The organism is Embleya sp. NPDC055664, assembly GCF_053618075.1.
This window is the reverse complement of the sequence record NZ_JBSHGZ010000062.1, coordinates 15,073-37,577: the sequence shown is the minus strand read 5'-3', so window position 1 is coordinate 37,577 and position 22,505 is coordinate 15,073. Positions and strand designations below refer to the sequence as shown.

Annotated in this window: 2 protein-coding genes and 1 pseudogene; all 3 read left to right on the top strand. The window is 74.4% G+C overall.

From position 1 onward, the window contains the following. Positions 1-8,076: SDR family NAD(P)-dependent oxidoreductase (locus ACWGR4_RS46585; protein ID WP_452133429.1), on the top strand; the 8,076-nt coding region annotated here is incomplete at its 5' end. Between the two features lie 59 nt (positions 8,077-8,135). Beyond that, positions 8,136-14,855: an SDR family NAD(P)-dependent oxidoreductase gene (locus ACWGR4_RS46580; protein WP_452133428.1), complete on the top strand. Its 6,720-nt coding sequence runs from the start codon at positions 8,136-8,138 to the stop codon at positions 14,853-14,855. A gap of 117 nt (positions 14,856-14,972) precedes the next feature. Continuing rightward, positions 14,973-22,490, top strand: a pseudogene (locus ACWGR4_RS46575) (type I polyketide synthase); the annotation flags it as partial. Positions 22,491-22,505 lie beyond the last annotated feature (15 nt).

Here is a 22,505-nt window from a genome sequence, read left to right as displayed (position 1 = left end):
TACTGGTACGCCAACCTGCGGCGCACGGTGCGTTTCGAGGAGACCGTGCGGCTCCTGCTGGCCCAGGGGTTCGACGCCTTCGTCGAGGTGAGCGCTCACCCGGTGCTGACCACGCCCATCGAGAGCACCATCGAAGCCGCCGACGCCGAAGCGGTGGTGCTCGGGACGCTACGCCGGGGCGCGGGCGGCCTCGACGACTTCACCGCCGCGCTGGCGCAGGCGTACGTCGACGGCCTCACCGTGGATTGGTCACCCCTGGTGGGCGAACACACGGCCGGGGAGGTCGAGTTGCCGACCTACGCGTTCCGCCGGCGGCGATACTGGCTGCGCGACGTCGTGACCGACGGCGCCGAGGATGCGGCCGGGTTCGGGCTCACCGGCGAGGACCACCCCCTCCTCGGAGCCTCGGTGTCCCTGGCGGACGGGCAGGGATTCCTGCTCACCGGGCGGCTGTCGCTGTCCACGCACGCCTGGCTCGGGGATCACGCGGTCGGCGGGACGGTGCTGCTGCCCGGTACGGCCTTCGTCGAACTGGCCGTGCGGGCCGGGGATTCCGTGGGGTGCGGCCTGCTGGCCGAACTGGCCCTGGAAGCACCGCTGGTGCTGCCCGAACAGGGCGGTGTGCGGATCCAGGTCGTGGTCGCGGCACCGGGGGCCGACGGTGGCCGGGCGGTCTCCGTGTTCTCGCGCGTCGACGACGACGCCGATCGGAAGTGGACCAGGCACGCCGGCGGCCTCCTCCTGCCCGACGCCGGCGCGCCGAGCGATACCGGCACCGCGCCGACCGCGTGGCCGCCCGTCGGTGCGCGGCCGATCGAGCTGGATCGTTTCTATCCGGATCTGGCCGAGGCGGGTTACGCCTATGGCTCGTCCTTCCGAGGGCTGCGCGCGGCCTGGCGGGTCGGCGAGGACGTGTACGCCGAAGTGGCCCTCCCCGCCGAACAACGCGAGCAGGCCCACCGCTTCGGGATTCACCCGGCGCTCCTGGACGCGGCGGTACAGGTGGCGGCGTTGACCGGCATCGGCGACGCCCGCACCGCGATCCGGCTGCCGTTCGTGTGGAGCGGCGTACGCCTGTCGGCCTCCGGCGCGTCGTCGCTGCGGGTGCGACTGTCCGTGGACGACGGCGACCTCGTGAGCATCGAGGCGACCGACGGCACCGGCGAACCGGTCTTCTCCACACAAGGCCTCACCCTCCGGACGATCACCGCCGACCGACTCGCCCACGCCGCCGACGAGACGGCCGACAGTCTCTTTCACCTGGACTGGATCCCGACCCAGGTGGTCGAACAGCCGGGCGGGGACGAGATCACCCTGCTCGACTGCGCCCCGTCGGGTTTCGGCGACGGGCTCGCGGACACCATTGCGGCGGCGACGGCCGAGGTGTTGGCACGCATCCAGGGATGGCTCGCGGCCGAGGGGCAAGCACAGTCGCGGCTGGTCCTGGTGACCCACGGCGCGGTGGCGGCAGGACCGGCCGATGTGGTCACGGACCTCGTACACGCGCCGGTGTGGGGCCTCGTCAGGTCCGCGCAGACCGAACACCCGGGCAGGTTCGTGCTGGTGGACACGGATGACAGCCCGGCGTCGGCGGCGCTCCTCGACGCCGCCGTGCGCAGCGGTCTGTCGCAACTCGCGTTGCGCCATGGCGACATGCTCGTGCCCCGGCTGGCCCGGGCCGGCGCCGACGACGCGCTGATCCTGCCGTCGGGCGCCTGGCGGTTGCACACGCCCGGGGCCGGCACGCCGGCGGACTTGGCACCGGTGCCCGCGCCGGAGGCCCTGGAGCCCCTGCGATCAGGGCAGGTGCGCATCGCGGTGCGGGCGGCGGGGCTCAACTTCCGTGATGTGCTGATCGTGTTGGGCATGTATCCGGATGCCGCGACGATGGGCGGCGAAGGCGCGGGCGTGGTGACCGAGGCAGGTCCCGGAGTATCCGAATTTGCCGTCGGCGACCGGGTGTTGGGGCTTTTCCCGGCTTTCGGACAGACCGCGGTGGCCGACGTGCGGACTCTCGTACAGGTGCCCGACGGATGGTCGTGGGAGCAGGCGGCGTCGGTGCCGGTGGCCTTTCTGACCGCCTATCACGGGTTGTCCGCGCTCGGTCGGCTGGGTGCGGGCGAGTCGGTGCTGATCCACGCCGGGACCGGCGGGGTGGGGATGGCGGCGGTGCGGATCGCGCGGCACCTGGGTGCCGAGGTGTTCGCGACGGCGAGTCGTGGCAAGTGGGATGTGCTGCGGTCGTTGGGGTTGGACGATGCGCATATCGGTGATTCGCGAACGCTCGACTTCGCGACGCGCTTCCGGGCCGCGACGGGCGGTCGAGGCGTGGACGTGGTGTTGAACTCGCTGGCGGGCGAGTTCGTGGACGCCTCGCTGCGACTGCTCGCCGATGGCGGCAGGTTCGTGGAGATGGGCAAGACCGATGTCCGGGACGAGGCGGCGGTTCGCGCGGCTCGTCCCGGGATCGCGTCGTATCGGGCCTTCGATCTGGTCGAGGCGGCGGGCGCGGACGGGATCGCGGAGTTGTTCGCGGTGCTGATGCCCCTGTTCCAATCGGGTGTGTTGACGCCGGTCCCGGTGCGGTGTTTCGACGTGCGGCGGGCACCGGAGGCGTTTCGGTTCATGGCGCAGGCGCGGCATACGGGGAAGTTGGTGCTCCGGATGCCGGTGCCGCTCGATCCGGACGGGACGGTGTTGATCACCGGCGGCACCGGCACGCTGGGGGCGCTGGTGGCCCGGCATCTCGTCGCCGAACACGGTGTGCGTGCTCTGGTGTTGCTCAGCCGCAGCGGCCCGGCCGCCCCCGGCGCGAAGGAACTGGTGTCCGAGCTCTCCGGTCTCGGGGCGCGGGTGGTCGTCGAGGAGTGCGACGCGGCCGACCGCGAAGCCCTCGCGCGGGTTCTGGCGCGCATCCCGGAATCCGCGCCGCTCACCGGGGTCCTACACGCCACCGGAGTCCTGGCCGACAGCCTGGTCGAGTCCATGACGCCGGAAGATCTGGAATCGGTGTTGCGGGCCAAGGTCGACGGGGCGATCAACCTGCACGAGCTGACCGCCGGCCACGACCTCGCCGCCTTCGTGCTCTTCTCCTCGATCGCCGGCGTGCTGGGTGGCCCGGCGCAGGCCAACTATGCCGCCGCCAACACCTTCGTGGACGCACTGGCCGCGCACCGGCAGGCATCCGGCGCGCCGGGTACGTCGTTGGCCTGGGGACTGTGGGCGAAGACCAGCGGCATGACCGGGCGGCTCGGCCGCGACGACCTGAACCGGATGGCGCGCGGCGGCGCCCTGCCCATGTCCGACGCGCTCGGACTCCGGCTCTTCGACGCCGCCCGATCCGGACCGTGGACGCTCGTCGTGCCGATGCGGGTGGACCCGGCGGCGCTGCGCACGTCGGCCGGGACGGGCACACTGCCGGAGGTGTTCGGCGGCCTGGTACGCGGTTCGGCCCGGCGGGTCGCGGCGGCCGACGGGGACGTGGGCGGGTCGACGTGGCAGCGGCGCACCGCCGCGCTCGGGCCCGCCGAGCGTTCGCGGGTGTTGCTGGAACTGGTCCGTACGCACGCCGCCGCCGTGCTCGGCCACGGCGACGAGACGGCGGTCCCCGCCGACCGCGCCTTCAAGGCACTCGGCTTCGATTCGCTGACCGCGGTCGAACTGCGCAATCGGCTCACCGCCGGCACCGGGCTGCGGCTGCCCGCCACGCTCATCTTCGACCACCCGACCCCGGCCGCGTTGGCCGGCCGGCTCGGCGCCGAACTGTTGGGAACGGAACCGGAATCGGTCGCCGAGGAGCCGCCGGTCGCCGCCCACGAGCCGATCGCGATCGTCGGCATGGCCTGCCGATTCCCCGGGGACGTGCGCTCCGCCGACGACCTGTGGCGGCTGATCGCGGCGGGCGCGGACACAATCTCCGACTTCCCGACGAATCGCGGCTGGGACCTCGCCGGACTGTTCCACCCGGACCCCGACCATCCGGGCACCAGTTACACCCGATCCGGTGGATTCCTTTACGACGCCGACCGGTTCGACGCCGACCTGTTCGGGATCAGTCACCGCGAGGCACTGGCGATGGATCCGCAGCAGCGGCTGCTCCTGGAGACGTCCTGGGAGGCCCTCGAACACGCCGGCATCGCGCCGGACACCCTCGGCGGCAGTCGGATCGGCGTGTACACCGGACTCGCGGCGCAGGGGTACGCGGGCCGGCTCGCCCGTGCCCCGCACGAACTGGAGGGCTACCTGGGCACCGGGAACACGCCGAGCGTGGGCTCCGGGCGGGTCGCGTACACCTTCGGGTTCGAGGGGCCCGCGGTCACCGTCGACACGGCCTGTTCGTCCTCGCTCGTCGCGCTGCACCTGGCGGTCCAGGCGCTGCGCGGCGGGGAGTGCACGATGGCTCTGGCGGGTGGGGTGACCGTGATGTCGGAGCCGGGGTTGTTCGTCGAGTTCAGCCGGCAACGCGGTCTCGCGGCGGACGGCCGCTGCAAGGCGTTCGCGGCGTCCGCCGACGGGTTCGGGCCGGCCGAGGGGGTCGGTGTCCTGGTGGTCGAGCGCCTGTCGGACGCCGTCCGCGACGGGCACCGCGTACTCGCCGTCGTTCGCGGATCCGCGGTGAACCAGGACGGCGCGAGCAACGGGCTGACCGCGCCCAACGGGCCGGCACAGCAGCGGGTGATCCGGCAGGCCCTGGCCAACGCGGGGCTGGCGACGTGGGACATCGACGCGGTCGAGGCGCATGGGACGGGCACCACGCTCGGCGACCCGATCGAGGCGCAGGCGCTGATCGCGACCTATGGTCGGGATCGACCGGCTCACCGGCCGGTGCACGTCGGCTCGGTGAAATCCAACATCGGGCACACGCAGGCGGCGGCGGGTGTCGCGGGCGTGATCAAGATGGTGCTGGCGATGCGCGCGGGCGTCCTGCCCGCGACGTTGCACGTCGACGAGCCGACCCCGCACGTCGACTGGTCGGCCGGCACGGTGGAGTTGTCGACGGCGCCGCGTCCCTGGCCCGACCTCGGCCGCCCGCGTCGGGCGGCCGTCTCCGCGTTCGGGGTCAGCGGTACGAACGCGCACGTGATCCTCGAACAACCACCCGCCGAGCCGACGCGGAAGCGGGCACCTCGCCCGGCCGACGACCTCGGAACGACCCCATCCCCTCTGCCCGTTGTACTGTCCGCCCACTCCGCCGAGGCACTGCGCGCGCAAGCCGCGCGGTTGGCCGAACACGTCGAGCCGCCGGGACCGGAGCGATCCGCGGATGGCCCCGCGTCGAACGAACCCGGGCACGATTACCGCGAGTTGGTCGACCTTGCCTACTCATCCGTCGTTTCGCGGGCCGGGCTCGAACACCGGGCCGTGGTCACCGCGGCCGACCGGAAGGGGTTGGCGACCGCCCTCGCGGGGTTGGCGGCCGGGGGCTCTGGGGTCGACGCGGTGCTCGGTGTCGCCCAGGCTGGGCATCGTCCGGTGTTCGTCTTTCCCGGACAGGGTTCCCAGTGGGTCGGGATGGCCGGCGGGCTGCTCGACGCGTCACCCGAGTTCGCCGCGTGGATCCGGGCGTGCGAGGAGGCGCTCGCGCCGTTCGTCGACTGGTCGTTGACCACCATCCTGGGTTCGGATTCGGACGGGTGGCTGGAGCGGGTCGACGTGGTGCAGCCGGTCTTGTGGGCGGTGATGGTCTCGCTGGCCCGGTTGTGGCGGGCGTACGGCGTGCACCCCGCCGCCGTGGCGGGCCACTCCCAGGGCGAGATCGCCGCCGCCTGCGTCGCGGGCGCCCTCTCGCTGGAGGACGGTGCCCGGATCGTCGCGCTGCGCAGCCGGGCGCTGCTCGACCTGTCCGGCAGGGGCGGGATGGCCTCGGTGGCGCTGTCCGCCGACGAAGCGGCCGAACTGACCGCGCCGTTCGGCGACCGCGTCGCGCTCGCGGCGGTCAACGCCCCGCATTCGGTGACCCTTTCCGGCGACCCGACGGCGCTGACCGAGGTGCTGGCGCGGTGCGAGGAGCGCAACGTCTGGGCGCGGCGCGTCCCGGTCGACTACGCCTCGCACTCCCCGCAGGTCGAGTCGATCCGCGAAACACTGCTCACCGCCCTCGCCGACCTCGAACCCCGCGCCGCGGACGTGCCGTTCCACTCCGCCGTCACCGGCGCGGTGGTCGAGGGCGCCACCCTTGACGCCGAATACTGGTACACCAACCTGCGCCGGACCGTACGCTTCGACGAGACCGTCCGGACCCTGCTCGACCAGGGCCACGACGCCTTCGTCGAGGTCAGCGCGCACCCGGTGCTGACTACCGCCATCCTGGAGACGGTCGAGGCGGCCGGCTCGCGGGCCGCGGTCCTGGACACCCTGCGGCGCGGCGAGGGCGGCCCCGACCGCTTCACTCGCGCCCTCTCCCGGGCGTACGTGCACGGCGTGGATGTCGATTGGCGGGTCGCCTTCGCCGACACCGAGCCGAGGGTGACGGACCTGCCCACCTACGCGTTCCAGCGGGAGCGGTACTGGCTACGGGACGACTCGGGCACCGCGACCGACGCGCGGGGAATGGGCCTGACCCCAACCGGACACCCCGTACTCGGCGCGGCCATCGACCTGCCCGGCGCGGCCGGGATCGTCTTCACCGGACGCGTCGGCCGGCACACCCACCCGTGGTCGGCCGAGTCGCCGTTCCCGGGCACGGCGGTGCTGGCCGGCGCCGCCCTCGTCGAACTCGCCCTGCACGCGGGCCGATCGACCGGACTCGACACGGTGGAGGAGTTGACCCTGACCGCGCCGCTGCCGCTGCCCGAGCGCGACGGGGTCCACCTGCGGGTGGTGGTCGGCGCCGCCCGCCCCGACGGCCGCCGGACGGTGGCCGTGCACTCCCGGCCGGACGACCCGGCGGCGGCCGGAGCCTGGACCCGGCACGCCGAGGGCCTGCTCGCTCCCGTGGCCGAGGCGGCGGAGGACGCGGCCGGGCCCGAGGACGACCTGCTCGTGTGGCCGCCGCTCGGTGCGGTACCCGTTACGATCGCGGTGCCCGTACCGACCGGTGAAGACGGGGCGGATCCGGCCGATCAAGTGCTGCGCGGCGTATGGCAGTGCGGCGCGACCCGATACATGGAGGTCGCGCTCCCCGCCGATCGACGGCAGGACGCCGTCGGCTACGGGCCGCATCCGGTGCTCGTGACGGCCGCGTTGCGAGCCCTCGGCGCGGGCGCGGCGGCGGGGGAGAGCGACGCGGCGATCCGGATGCCGTTCGTATGGTCCGGTGTCACGCTGCACGCGCCCGGCGCGACCTCGTTGCGGATCCGGCTGGAGGCGACGGGTGACACCTCGGACACCCTGTCGCTGGTCGCGGCGACCACGACCGGCGCGGCGGCCTTCACGGTGCGCTCGCTCGTACTGCGCGCGGTCTCGCCGGAGCGCTTTTGGGCCGCGCTCGCCGAGGCGAAATCCTCGGCGGGGGGCGGCGATTCGGTCCTGCTGCCGCAGCCCGTCGCAGTCCGGGCGGTGGACGACGTCGATGCGCGGGACGAGGCCGCGGCCGGTGCCCTGTGGCGCCGGCCGGTCGCGCTGAGTGCGCTGGGCGCGGCGGAGCGGCGGCGGGCGCTGCGCGACCTGGTGGTGGCCCATATCGCGGCCGTCCTGGGCCAGGTCGAAGCGGGCGTGCCCATGGACAAGCCGCTGCGCGACCTCGGCCTGGATTCGATGGCCGCGGTCGAACTGCGCGGTCGGCTGAGTACCGCCCTCGGCCTGCACCTGCCGGTGACCCTCGTGTTCAGTCACCCCACCGCGGCGGCCCTGGCCGCCCACCTGGACAGCACCCTCGGGCCCGAGACCACGACCGAAGTCGGTCCGGCGCCGATGGCGTTCGGCCGACTGGAGAACGCGCTCTCCCGGTTGCCCGCCGACCCGGCGACGCGGGCGGCGGTCACCCGGCGCCTGGAAACCCTGCTGTGGACCTGGCGCGACGCGTCCGATGCCGAGGCGGCGGAGCACGCCGCCCTGGACGGGGAGGCGCTGGCCGCCTCCTCCGCCCAAGACATGTTCGACCTGCTCGACCGGGAACTGGGGCCCGACAGCGCCTGACCCGACGTAAGAGGACTCCCTCCGGCTTCTCTCCGGCCACCTGGCGAAAGTGGGCTCGCGTGTCGACCAACGCATCGAGCGACGCATCGGCGGACGCATCGACCAACCCTTCGACCAACCCTTCGACCAACTCTTCGACCAACCCTTCGACCAACGAGGAAAAGCTCCTCGACTACCTCAAGCGGACCACCGCCGATCTCGGCCGGACCCGCCGCCGGTTGCGCGAGGTCGAGGCGGCGGCACACGAGCCGATCGCCGTGGTCGCCACCGCCTGTCGCTACCCCGGCGGGGCGGACACGCCCGAGGAGTTGTGGCGGCTCGTCGCCGAAGAGGTCGACGCGGTCGGCGACTTCCCGCGCGACCGCGGCTGGGACGTCGACGGCATCTACGACCCGGACCCCGCCCGGGCCGGGCACACGTACACCCGGCGCGGCGGATTCCTCGCCGGCGCGGCCGACTTCGACGCCGAACTGTTCGGCGTCAACCCGCGCGAGGCGCTGGCCATGGACCCACAACAGCGGTTGTTCCTGGAGACCTCCTGGGAGGTGTTCGAGCGCGCCGGCATCGACCCGACCTCGCTCAGTGGCAGTCGGGTCGGGGTGTTCGCCGGCGCCATCTCCTCCGGCTACGCCGAGCGGATCGTCGATGTGCCGGAAGAGGTCGAGGGATACCTCGGCACCGGCGGCATGGTCAGCGTCGTCTCCGGGCGCGTCGCCTACACCCTCGGCCTCCAGGGGCCGGCCGTCACGGTCGACACCGCGTGCTCGTCCTCGCTCGTGGCCATCCACCTCGCCGTGCACGCGCTGCGTCGCGGCGAGTGCACGATGGCACTGGCCGGCGGGGTGACCGTGCTGTCCACGCCCGGCATCTTCGTCGAGTTCAGCCGGCAGCGCGGCCTCGCCCCCGACGGGCGCTGCAAAGCGTTCGCCGCGGCGGCGGACGGGACCGGCTGGGCCGAGGGCGCGGGAGTGCTGCTGCTCGAACGGCTCGGCGACGCCGTCCGGGCCGGACACCGCGTACTGGCCGTCATCCGGGGCAGCGCCGTGAACCAGGACGGCGCCGGCAACGGCCTGACCGCCCCCAACGACCTCGCCCAGGAACGGGTCATCCGCCAAGCCCTCGACGCCGCACGGCTGAACGCCCACGACGTCGACGCGGTCGAGGCCCACGGCACCGGTACGGTCCTGGGCGACCCGATCGAGGCGCGGGCCCTGCTGGCCACCTACGGCCGCGACCGGCCCGCCGGACGACCGCTGCGCCTGGGCGCGGTCAAGTCGAACATCGGCCATACCGGCGCGGCGGCGGGCGTGGCCGGCGTGATCAAGATGATCGAGGCCATGCGGCACGAACTGCTGCCGCGCACACTGCACGTGGACGAGCCGACCCCGCACGTCGACTGGTCGTCCGGCGGCGTCGAACTCCTCACCCGCGCCCAACCCTGGCCGAGCGACGGCGGTCCGCGCCGGGCCGGGGTCTCCTCCTTCGGCGTGAGCGGCACCAACGCACACGTGATCGTGGAGGAGGCGCCGCGGTCGCCGGCGGAACCGGCGCCGGGCGAACCCGACGTGCCGACCGGCGCCGATACCCCCGCGTTGCCCTGGGTCCTCGGTGCCCGGGGCGACGAGGCGTTGCGGGACCAGGCCGCTCGGCTTGCCGCGTATCTGCGGGCGCGGCCGGGGTTTCGGCCCGCCGACGTGGGCTATTCGCTGGCCGTGTCCCGGGCCGCCCTCGATTCCCGTGCCGTCGTCGTGGGCACCGGTCCCGACGACCTGCTCGCCGGGCTCGACGCGCTGGCCCGGGGCGAGGACACCACCGGTGTCGTGCGGGGTCGGGTCGGCCAGGACACCCGCGTGGCCTACCTGTTCACCGGGCAGGGCGGTCAGCGTCCGGGCATGGGCCGGGAACTGTACGCGGCCTGGCCGGTGTTCGCCGACGCCTTCGACGCGGTGGCCCGGGAACTGGACGCCCGACTGGCCGGGCACGTCGAACGGCCGGTGGCCGAGGTCGTGCTGAGCGTCGACGATCCGGGCACGGCGGAACTGCTCGGGCGGACCGTCTACGCGCAGACCGGCCTGTTCGCGCTCCAGGTCGCCCTGTTCCGACTGTACGAATCGTGGGGCGTGCGCCCCGAGTTGCTGCTGGGCCACTCGATCGGCGAGTTGTCCGCCGCCCACCTGGCCGGGGTGTGGTCGCTGCCCGACGCGGCGGCGCTGGTCGCTGCCCGAGCGCTCGCGATGCAGGAACTGCCCTCCGGCGGCGCGATGGTCGCGGTTGCCGCGACCGAGGAGGAGGTACGCACCGCGATCGTCCACGCCGCCGCGCACGGTGGCGCGGTGGACGTGGCGGCGGTCAACGGCCCGGCCGCGGTGGTGGTCTCCGGGGACACCGAGCCGGTGCTCGCGCTGGCCCGACGCTTCGCCGAACACGGCCGCCGGACCCGGCGGTTGCAGACGAGCCACGCGTTCCACAGCGCGCACATGGACGGCCTGTCCGACCGGTTCCGCGAGGTGGCGGCGAGCGTTTCGGCGTCGGCTCCGCGCATCCCGGTCGTCTCCAACCGGACCGGCCGCCCCCTCACGGCGGAGGAGGCGGGCAGCGCGAACTACTGGATCCGGCACGTGCGCGAGACGGTGCGGTTCGCCGACGGCCTCGCCGCGCTCGCCGACGCGGGCGCGACCGCGCTGATCGAACTGGGCCCCGATGGGGTGTTGACCGCGCTCGCCCGGGACTTCCCGGCCGCCCGCCGGTCCGGATCGGCCGCGATCCCGGTCTGCGTACCGGCCCTGCGCCGGGGTCGACCGGAGGCGGTCACCGCCGTACACGCCCTCGGCGCCCTGCACGCGTCCGGCAGCCGGATCGACGGCGAGCGGTTCTTCGCCGGCACCGGCGCCCGCCGGATCGAACTGCCCACCTACGCGTTCCGCCGCAGGCGCTACTGGCTCGACGTCGACGCGGGCGCGCCGACGCCGGCCGGCCCGGGGGCGATCGCCACCGGCCACCCGCTGCTCGGCGCCGAACTGAGCCTGGCGGCCGGCGACGGACCGGTCCTCACCGGACGGTTGTCCCGACGCACCCACCCGTGGCTGGCGGACCATGTGGTCGGCGGCAGCGTGCTCTTCCCCGGCACCGCGTTCGTGGAGGTCGCGATCCGGGCCGGTGACCGGGTGGGCTGCCCGCACGTGGCCGAACTCATGGTGGAGGCACCGCTCGTCGTCCCCGAGCACGACGCGGTGTGGATCCAGGTCACGGTCGGAGCGGTCGAGGAGGCCGGTCGCCGCCGGGTGGAGGTGCACTCCCGGCGCGAGGACACGGGCGATCACGGGTCGGGTACGGACGGCGCGTGGACCCGGCACGCGGTCGGCGTACTCACCCCCGAAGCCGTCGTCGAGACCACGTCCGACGCGGATCCCGCCACCTCGGCGCTGTGGCCGCCGCCCGGAGCCGAACCGATCGACCTCGGCGACTTCTACGCCGACCTCGCCGCCGGCGGCTTCGGGTACGGCCCGTCCTTCCGCGGCATGCGCGCGGCCTGGCGGCTCGGTAATCACGTGTACGCCGAGGTCGCCCTGCCCGACGAACACCTCGCCACCGCCGCCGACTTCCTCTTGCACCCGGCGCTCTTCGACGCGGCCCTGCACGCCGGCGGCCTGATCGAGCACGGGCACGATCCCGGGCAGCCGCGACTGGTGTTCTCCTGGAGTGGGGTGAGCGTGCACGCCGTCGGCGCCGGTGCGCTGCGGGTACGCCTGTCGGTCACCGGCGCCGACGCGGTCGAACTGGTCGCCGCCGACGGCTCCGGCAACCCCGTGGTCTCGGTCCGCCAACTGGTGACGCGCCCGAACGGCCCCGCCGAGCCGGCCGGTGGCGAGCTGTACCGGCTCGACTGGGTCCCACTCGCCGTACCCGAGCAGCCGCAGGACACCGAGGACGAGGGCCCGTGGGCGGTGCTCGCCCCCGACCCCTTCGGCCTGCGCGACGCGCTGGAGCGGGCCGGGATCACGGCGCGCGACCATCCCGAACTCGTCCCGCTCGCCGAGGAGTCCGCCACGCCGACGGTGTTCCTGCTCCCGCTCGCCCCGGAGCCCGTGGCGGCGCTGCCCGACGCGGCGGACCGGGCCGTCGAGTGCATGCTGCACACCGTCCGGCAGTGGCTGGCCCACCCCGCCTGGGCGGCGACCCGGTTGGTCGTCGTCACACGCGGTGCGGTCGCGGCCCGCCCCGGCGAGGGTGTCACCGACCCGGTCCACGCGCCCGTCCGGGGCCTGCTGGGCTCGGTACAGGCCGAACACCCGGGGCGGTTCCTGCTCGTCGACATCGACCCGGACGCCGACGCGCCGACCGCGCTGCCCGACGCCGTACGGGCGGCGTTCGCCGCCGGTGAGTCGCAGACCGCCCTGCGTGCGGGCGCGGCGCTGGTCCCGAGGATCGCCCGGGGCGACGACACCCGGCTGCTGCCCGCCGCCCCCGACGGCCCCTGGGTGCTGGACACCACCGGCGCGGGCGACCTGGACCGCCTCGCGCCGCTGCCCTTCCCGGACGCCGCCCGCTCGCTCGCCCCACACGAGATCCGGCTCGCGGTCCACGCCGCCGGCCTCAACTTCCGCGACGTGCTGGTCGGTCTGGGCGTGGTACCCGCGCACGTCGGCATGGGCACCGAGGCCGCCGGGATCGTCACCGAGGTCGGCTCGGCCGCCGGCGCCTGGCGACCCGGCGACCGCGTGACGGGCCGGGTGCCCGCAGCGCTCGGCCCGGTCGCCGTCGTCGACCACCGGGCCGTCGTGCGCATCCCGGCGGGATGGACGTTCGCCGAGGCCGCCGGCATGCCGGTCGCCTTCCAGACCGCCCACCACGCCCTGTTCGACGTCGCCGCCCTCAAGCCGGGCGAATCCGTCCTGATCCACGCGGCGGCCGGTGGCGTGGGCATGGCCGCCGTACAACTGGCCCGGCACCTCGGCGCCGAAGTCTACGCCACGGCGAGCCCCGGCAAATGGGACACCCTGCGCGAACTCGGCCTGGACGACCGGCACATCGCCTCCTCCCGCTCGCTCGACTTCGAGCACGCCTTCGCCGGCGCGGGCGACGGCCGCGGCGTCGACGTCGTGCTCAACGCGCTGGCCCGGGAGTATGTGGACGCCTCGCTGCGCCTGCTGGCACCCGGCGGCCGGCTGGTCGAACTCGGCAAGACCGACCGGCGCGACCCCGAAGCCGTCGCCGCGCGGTACCCGGGGGTGACCTACCACCCCTTCGTCGACCCCGGCCCCGAGCGCATCGGCCGCATCCTCACCGAGATCGTCGACCTCGTCGAAGGCGGCGCCCTGCACCTGCTCCCGGTGCGCACCTGGGACATCCGGGAGGCGGCACACGCTTACCGGTACATGAGCCAGGCCAGGCACATCGGCAAGATCGTGCTGACCGTGCCCGCCGCACTCGACCCCGAAGGCACCGTACTGATCACCGGGGGTACCGGCGCCCTCGGCGGCCTGCTGGCCCGGCACCTGGTGACCGAGCACGGTGTCGGACACCTGCTGCTCACCGGTCGGGCCGGCGAGCGGGCCCCGGGCGCCCGGGCACTGCGCGAGGAACTGCACCGGCTGGGCGCCCGGCACGTCGAGATCGTCGCCTGCGACGTCGCCGACCGGGAGCAACTGGCCGGCGTACTGGCCCGGGTGCCCGCCGCGCACCCCCTGACCGCCGTCGTGCACGCCGCCGGCGTGGTCGAGGACGGCGTGGTCACGTCCATGACCGGCGACGGGCTGCGCCGGGTGTTGCGCCCGAAGATCGCCGGCGCGATGAACCTGCACCGGTTGACCGCCGACGCCGCCCTCGCGATGTTCGTGCTGTACTCGTCGGTGGCCGGGGTGGTCGGCGGCGCGGGACAGGGCGGCTACGCAGCGGCCAATACCTTCCTCGACGCGCTGGCCCACCACCGCCGGGCGGCCGGGCTGCCCGGCGTCTCGCTGGCCTGGGGGTTGTGGGACCAGACGAGTGAGATCACCGCCGGCCTCGGTCCGGCCGACCGGGCCCGGTCGGCGCGCTCGGGGATGGTGCCGCTGTCCGCCGGGCAGGGCCTGGCCCTGTTCGACGCGGCCACGACACTGCCGGATCCGCTGCTGCTGCCGCTGCGCTTCGACGGCGCGGCACTGGAACGCGGCGCCGGCACGGTGCCCGCGGTGTTGCGCGGCCTGGTGCGCGGCCCGGGACGGCGGAGTGCTCGCACCACCGCACGGGCGGAGCCGGCCGCCGACCTGGGACGGCGCCTGGCCGCATCGACCGAGGCGGACCGGCGCAGGCTGCTGGTCGACCTGGTTTGCGGCCACGCGGGCACCGTGCTGGGCCTCGGCGGCGCGGACGCGGTGGACCCGTACCGTGGCTTCACCGACATCGGCTTCGACTCGCTGACCGCCGTGGAACTGCGCAACCGCCTCGACGCCGCCACCGACCTGCGGCTGCCCGCCACTCTGGTCTTCGACCACCCGACCCCGGCCGACCTCGCGGACCACCTGTACGCCGAACTCGTCCCCGACACCGACACCTCCGCCGCGGTGCCCGCGCTGCTCGCCGAACTCGACCGCCTGGCCGTCCGGCTCGCCGAGGTGCGGGCCGACGAGGACGACCGCGCCGAGATCGCGGGCCGGCTCGACCGGCTGCGCAGCGCGTGGCGCGGCCGGGAGGAGTACGCCGCCGGGGACGGCGCCTCGACATCCGCTGCCGCTCGGCTCGAAGCGGCGAGCGCGGACGAGGTGCTCGACTTCATCGATCGCGAACTCGGGTCGTCCTGATCGGGTTCACCTTGCCGTACAGCTCCGTCGAGTCCCCGGCACAACTCGGATCGGCCCTGTTTCAGCCTCGTTCAGCTTCCGTCAGCCCCGTACAGCCCAGGAAGGACCGACACGACCATGCCGGACCGCGACCCGCCGGACAACCACAAGCTGGTCGGCTACCTCAAGCGCGTGGCCGCGGAACTGCACGACGCTCGCGCGGAGTTGCGCCGCATCGAGGAGCGGGACACGGAGCCCGTCGCGATCGTCGCGATGGCCTGCCGCTTCCCGGGCGGGGTGGCCTCGCCCGAGGACCTGTGGCGCCTGGTGGCCGAGGGGCGCGACGCGATCGGACCGCTGCCCACCGATCGCGGCTGGGACGTGGACGGGCTCGACGCCGTCACCGAGAGCCGGGTGCGGCAGGGCGGATTCCTCGACCGTGTGGCCGACTTCGACCCCGAGTTCTTCGGGATCTCGCCGCGCGAGGCCCTGGCGATGGACCCGCAGCAGCGTGTGCTGCTCGAAGTGGGCTGGGAGTTGTTCGAACGCGCCGGCCTGGATCGCGCCGCCGTGCGCGGCAGCCGTACCGGCGTCTTCGTCGGCGGCGGCTGGACCGGCTACGGCAGCGACCTGGGCGAGGTGCCCGACGGCGTCGGCGACCACCTGGCCACGGGGACGATCATCAGCGTCCTGTCCGGCCGCCTCGCCTTCCTGTACGGGCTCGAAGGCCCCGCCGTCACCGTCGACACCGCGTGCTCGTCCTCGCTGGTCGCGCTGCACCTCGCCGTCCGGGCGCTGCGCGGCGGCGAATGCACGATGGCGCTGGCCGGCGGGGTCACGGTGATGCCGCACATGGGCGTGTTCGGCGCGTCCGGCCGGCAGCACGGCATGGCACCGGACGGCCGATGCAAGGCCTTCGGCGCCGGCGCGGACGGCACCGGCTGGTCCGAGGGCGCCGGACTGCTCCTGCTGCAACGGCTCTCCGACGCGCGCCGCGCCGGCCGGCGGGTACTCGCCGTGGTGCGCGGCAGCGCGGTCAACCAGGACGGCGCCGGCAGCGGCCTGACCACGCCCAACGGCTCCGCGCAACGCCGGGTGATCCGGCAGGCGTTGGCCGACGCCCGGCTCACCCCGGACGACATCGACGCGGTCGAGGCGAGTGCCACCGGCACCCCCCTCGGCGACCCGATCGAGGCCCGGGCCCTGCTGGCCGGCTACGGGTCGGGCCGCGACCCCCGGCAACCCCTGTGGCTCGGCTCCCTCAAGTCCAACGTGGGCCACACCCAGTCGGCCGCCGGCGTCGCGGGTGTGATCAAGACGGTCATGGCGCTGCGCCACGGCGTGCTGCCCAAAACGCTGCACGTGGACGAGCCGACGCCGCACGTGGACTGGTCGGCCGGCACCGTACGCCTGCTGACCGAGGCGCGGCCGTGGCCCGACACCGGCGAACGGCCGCGCCGGGCCGGGGTCTCGTCCTTCGGGATCAGCGGCACCAACGCGCACGTCGTCGTCGAACAGGCGCCGGACGAGCCCGAGTTCGAGCCGGAGCGGATCGCGGTCGTGAACCGGCCGCCGGCGCCCTGGGTGTTGTCGGCGCGCGACGAGGAGGGGCTGCGCGCACAGGCGGAACGACTGGCGGCCCGGGTCACGGCCGAGCCCGACCTTGTGCCCGACGACGTCGCCTATTCGCTGGCCACCACCAGGACGGCACTGGCCTGCCGCGCCGCGGTGACCGCCGCCGACCTCGACGGCTTCGCCGCACGGCTACGGGCCCTGGCCGCCGGCGAGGGGACGGCCGTGATGGCCGCACGGGACCCGCGGCCGGTCTTCGTCTTCCCGGATCACGGCCCGTCGTACCGGACCGACCCGTTCCGGGAACTGCTCGACATGAGCCCGGAGTTCGCCGCGACCATCGCGGAGTGTCAGAGTGCGCTCGACCCCTGGGTCGGCTGGTCGATCGCCGAGCTTTTGCGCGCGGCGGACGAGCGGGCGCCGACCCGGGTCGATGTCGCCGAGCCCCTGTCGTGGGCCGTGGCGGTCGCGCTCGCTCGGCTCTGGCAGGCGCACGGCGTGCAACCCGCCGCCGTGGTGGGCCACGGGCACGGCGAGATCGCCGCGGCCTGCGTCGCGGGCGGCCTGACCCTGGCGGACGGCGCCAAGGTGGCCGCCCTGCGCGGGCGGGCCCTGCACGAACTGGCCGGCACCGGCGGCATGGTCGCAGGCGCGGTGTCGGACCACGCGCCGAACACGCCCCACGTGGAGGCGATCCGCGCCCGGCTGACGCGGGACCTGGCCGACCTCGCCCCGATGCCGGCCACGGTGCCGTTCCACTCCTCGACGACCGGCACACCGGCGGACACCGCCGTGCTCGACGCCGACCACTGGTACGGGAATCCGTGGCGGCAGGTGCGCTTCGACGACGCCGTCGGCGGCCTGTCGAGCGAGGGGCACAACGTCTTCGTCGAGATCGGTGCCCAACCGGTCCTCACCATCGCGTCGGCCGACACGATCGCCGCCGACGTGCCGGCGGTCGTGCCGGCGATCTTCCCGCGGAGGGCGGACGGTTCCGGCGGCTTCGCCGGGGCCCTGGCCGCCGCGCATGTGCACGGGCTCGACGTCGACTGGCGGCATCTGTTCGACGGGTCGGCGGTGCCGCCGCGCCGGGTGGATCTGCCGACCTACGCGTTCCGGCGTCGGCGCTTTTGGCCGGTGACCGCCGCTGGCGGGGAGGCCGGCGGCGGACATCCGCTGCTCGGCGCCCGACCCGCGCGACTCGCCTCCGGGCCGGCCGGCGCCGACGGCGGCGCACCGGTTCGCGGCAACTCCTCGACGGGGAACGGTGATCCGGATGCCGGCCGCCTCGTTCGCGAGTTGCTCGCCCTCGACGCGCCGGCGCGCGAACGTGCGCTCACCCGACTGGTCCGGGCCCAGGCCGCGGCGGCCCTCGGCTACGACACCGCCGAAGCCGTCGACCCGGACAGCCCGTTCAGGAGCCTCGGCGTCGACTCCGTCATCGCCCTCGACCTGCGCAACCGCCTGGCCGCACACATCGGCCGGCAACTGCCCGCCACCCTGGTCTTCGACCACCCCACGGTCGTCGCGCTCGCCCGACACCTGGGCACCGAACTACATGCCCCCGGAGACCGGTTCCCGTCGCATCCGGCACCGGTCCCGACCGGCGCCGACCACGAACCGCTCGCCATCGTCGGCATGGCCTGCCGCTTCCCGGGCGGCGTCGGCTCGCCCGAGGACCTGTGGCGCATGCTGGCCGACGGCCGCGACGGACTGACCGACTTCCCCACCGACCGCGGATGGCCGCTCGACGGGCTCTACCACCCCGATCCCGACCACCCCGGCACCAGCTACGTGCGCTCGGGCGGCTTCGTCGAGCACGCGACCGACTTCGACGCGGGCTTCTTCGGCATCTCGCCGCGCGAGGCGTTGGCGATGGATCCGCAACAGCGCCTCCTCCTGGAGACCTCCTGGGAGGTGTTCGAACGGGCCGGGATCGACCCCGTCACCCTGCGCGGTTCGGACACCGGCGTGTTCGTCGGCGCGGTCGACATCGGCTACCCCACCGGAATGCACGTACCCGACGAACTCGGCGGCTACCTCGGCACCGGGAACGCCGCGAGCGTCGCCTCCGGCCGCCTCGCCTACACCTTCGGCCTGGAGGGGCCGGCGATCACGGTCGACACGGCCTGTTCGTCCTCGCTGGTCGCGCTGCACCTGGCCGGGCAGGCGCTGCGTGGCGGCGAATGCTCCATGGCGCTGGCCGGCGGTGTCACGGTGTACGCCAACCCCGCGGCGTTCGTGGAGTTCAGCCGACAGCGGGTGCTCGCCGCCGACGGCCGGTGCAAGCCGTTTGCGTCCGCCGCCGACGGTACCGGCTGGTCCGAGGGCATCGGCATGCTGCTCGTCGAACGACTGTCCGACGCGCGTCGCAACGGCCACCGCGTCCTGGCGACCATCCTCGGCTCGGCCGTCAACCAGGACGGCGCGAGCAACGGCCTGACCGCGCCCAACGGACCCGCGCAACAACGGGTGATCCGCCAGGCGTTGGCGAATGCCGGTCTGACCGCGCGGGACGTGGACGCCGTCGAGGCACACGGCACCGGCACCGCCCTCGGCGACCCGATCGAGGCCCGGGCCCTGATCGCCACCTACGGCCGGGAACACCACGCGGACGAGCCGGTGTGGCTGGGCGCGCTCAAGTCCAACATCGGGCACACCACCGCCGCCGCGGGCGTGGCCGGGGTGATCAAGATGGTGTTGGCGATGCGGCATGGCGTGGTGCCGAAGACGCTGCACGTCGATGCGCCGACGCCGCATGTGGACTGGTCGGCCGGCACGGTGGAGTTGTCGACCGAGGCGCGTCCGTGGCCGGAGACGGGCCGGCCGCGTCGGGCCGCCGTGTCGTCGTTCGGGATCAGCGGGACGAACGCGCACACCGTGCTCGAATACCGCCCGCCCGAGCCGGCCGACCCGCCCGAGCTGCCGGGCACCGATGCGGGAGTCGATCCGGGCGTACTGCCGTACCTGCTCTCGGCCAAAACACCGCAGGCGCTCGCCGCCCAGGCCGAACGGCTGCATGCGCACCTCACCGCCGAAGGCGCCGCGATCGCCCCGGCCGACCTCGCCGCCGCGCTGGCCGGCAGCCGCGCCGCACTGGAGCACCGGGCGGTGGTGACGGCCGCGGACCGGGCCGAGTTGCTGGCCGGCCTTGCCGCCCTCGCGGTGGGAGACCCTATCGGCACCGTGACCGTCGGCCTCGCACGGGCGGGCCGCCGACCGGTGTTCCTCTTCGGCGGCCAAGGCGGTCAGCGGGTCGGGATGGGGCGTGAACTGCACGCCGTCCATCCGGTGTTCGCGGCGGCCTTCGACGAGGTCGTGTCCGCGTTGGACGACCGGTTGGCCGGGCACGTGGCGTATTCGGTGCGGGACGTGGTCTTCGGGATGAAGGGCACCGAAGGGCTCCTGGACGAGACGGTGTTCGCCCAGGCCGGGTTGTTCGCGGTGGAGTGCGCGCTGTTCCGACTGGTCGAATCGTTCGGCGTGCGGCCGGAGTTCCTGCTCGGGCACTCGATCGGGGAGTTGGCCGCCGCACATGTCGCGGGTGTGTGGTCGCTCGCGGACGCGGCGACCGTCGTCGCGGCGCGTGGGCGGTTGATGCAGGCGCTGCCGGCGGGTGGGGCGATGGTCGCGGTGCAGGCCACCGAGGACGAGGTTCGCAGCGCCCTGGACAGGCGGGGCGCGGCGTGTGTGGCCGCCGTCAACGGGCCTGTGTCCGTGGTGGTTTCGGGGGATGAGGACGCCGTACTGGCGGTGGCCGCGCGCTTCGCGGAGCAGGGTCGGCGGACCAAAAGGCTGCGGGTCGGCCACGCGTTCCACTCGGCGCGGATGGAGCCGATGCAGGCCGAATTCCGTGCCGTGCTGGCGGGCGTCTCCTACGCCGACCCGCGGATTCCGATGTTGTCCAACCTCACCGGCTCCGTCGCCGGCGCCGGTGAGTTGGCGAGCCCGGACTACTGGCTGCGTCAGGTACGCGAGCCGGTCCGCTTCGCCGACTGTGTCGCGTGGGTGCGGGCTTCGGGTGATCTTGTACTGGTCGACGTCGGGCCCGACGGGGCGTCCACCGCGATGGCCCGCGAATGCCTCGGCCCGGCCGTCCGCACGCCGCCCGCCCAGACACCGACCGCCGAGACACCCGCCGTCGCCCTGCTGCGCCGGGACCGGCCGGAACGGGCCGCGTTCACCGCCGCCCTGGGTGCGCTGCACGTACACGGGACACCCGTCGACTGGTCCGCCTTGCTCACCGGGCGCGGCGCGGCGGTCGACCTGCCCACCTACCCGTTCCAGAGACAGCGCTACTGGCTCGACCCGCTGCCCGACACGCGCACGGCCGGCGACCCGGACAGGTGGCGGTATCGCGCCGAATGGACCCCGTGGACCGAACGATCCGACACCGAACCGACCGGCACCTGGCTCGTGGTGAGCCATCCGGCGAGCCCGTACACGGACGCCTGCGTGCAAGCGCTCGAACGATGCGGTGCCGCCGTGACCCGGCTTCGGGTCGACGCGACGGAGTGCGACCGCGGCGTCCTCGCCGAGCACCTGCGCCGCCTCGGCCCGCTCGACGGTGTGCTCTCGCTGCTGTCCGACCTGCCGGGTGAACCCGCCGACCTGCCGGGACTCACCCACGGCTTGGCGGCCACCCTCGCCCTCGCCCGGGCGTTCGCCGACACCCGACCCGGAGGCAGATTGTGGTGCGTGACCTCCGGCGCGGTATCCGTCGCGGAGCGCGACCCGCTCGGCTCCGCCGACCAGGCCGGGATCTGGGGATTCGGCCGCACCGCCGCGCTCGAACTGCCCGGCCTGTGGGGCGGTCTCGTGGATCTACCCGACGGCACGCGGCCCACGGTCGACACCGTGACGGAGGAGTCCGACGCCGTCGACGTCCGGTCCCGGCTCGCCGGCGTGCTCGCACAGGGCGCCGAGGACCAGGTGGCGATCCGTGCCGACGGCGTTCACGTCCGCCGCCTGGTCCGCGCGCCCGCCACCGCCCCGACCGCCGACCGGCCCTGGCAGCCCACCGGCACGGTACTGATCACCGGCGGCACCGGCGGCCTCGGCGCGCACGTGGCGCGCTGGGCAGCGGGCGCGGGCGCGGAGCGGGTGGTCCTGGCCGCGCGTCGGGGAGCGCGAGCCCCCGGGGCGCAAGACCTCGCGGCCGAACTGTCCGGCCTCGGCGTCGCCGTACTGATCGAGAGTTGCGACACGGTCGACCGGCACGCCGTGGAGCGTCTGGTCGAGCGGATCGACGTCGACGGGCCGCCGCTGAGCGCGGTGGTACACGCCGCCGGGGTGGCCCAGGCGGCCCTGATCGCGGACACCGATCCGGTCGAGGCGGCGCGCGTCATCGCGGGCAAGGCCGCCGGTGCCGCCCACCTGGACGCCGTGCTGGGCGAGCGCCCACTGGCGGCGTTCGTGCTCTTCTCGTCGATCGCCGGCGTCTGGGGCAGCGGCGGCCAGGGTGTCTACGCGGCCGCCAACGCACACCTCGACGCGCTCGCCCGGGACCGGCGCGCCCGCGGCCTGACCGCCACGTCGATCGCCTGGGGCCCGTGGGCCGGGGGCGGCATGGTCGAGCAGGCCGACGGGAACCGGCTCGCCCGGCTCGGCCTGCGCGCGATGGACCCGCAGGCCGCCGTGACCGCGATGACCCGTGCGGTGGGCCGCGGCGACGCCGATGTGGTCGTCGCCGACGTCGACTGGCCCGCCTTCGCCGCGAGTTTCACGTCGTCGCGCCCGAGTCCGCTGCTCCGCGGCCTGCCCGAGGTCGACGCCGCGCTCGCCGCACCGGCCGCCGGAGCCGGCGCGGCGGACCTCGACCTGATCGGGCGGCTGGCCGCGGCGGGTCCGATGGAACGCGAGGCGATCCTGCTCGACCTCGTACGCGGCCAGGTCGCGGCCGTCCTGGGTCACACCTCGGCCGCGCGGATCCGGGCCGACCAGGCGTTCGGCGACCTGGGTTTCGACTCGCTGACCGCCGTCGACCTGCGCGACCGGCTCGGTCGGGTGACCGGCGTCGAGCTGCCGAGCACGCTGGTGTTCGACCACCCGACACCCGTCGACCTGGCCGCCCGACTGCGAGCCGCGCTGACCGCCGGC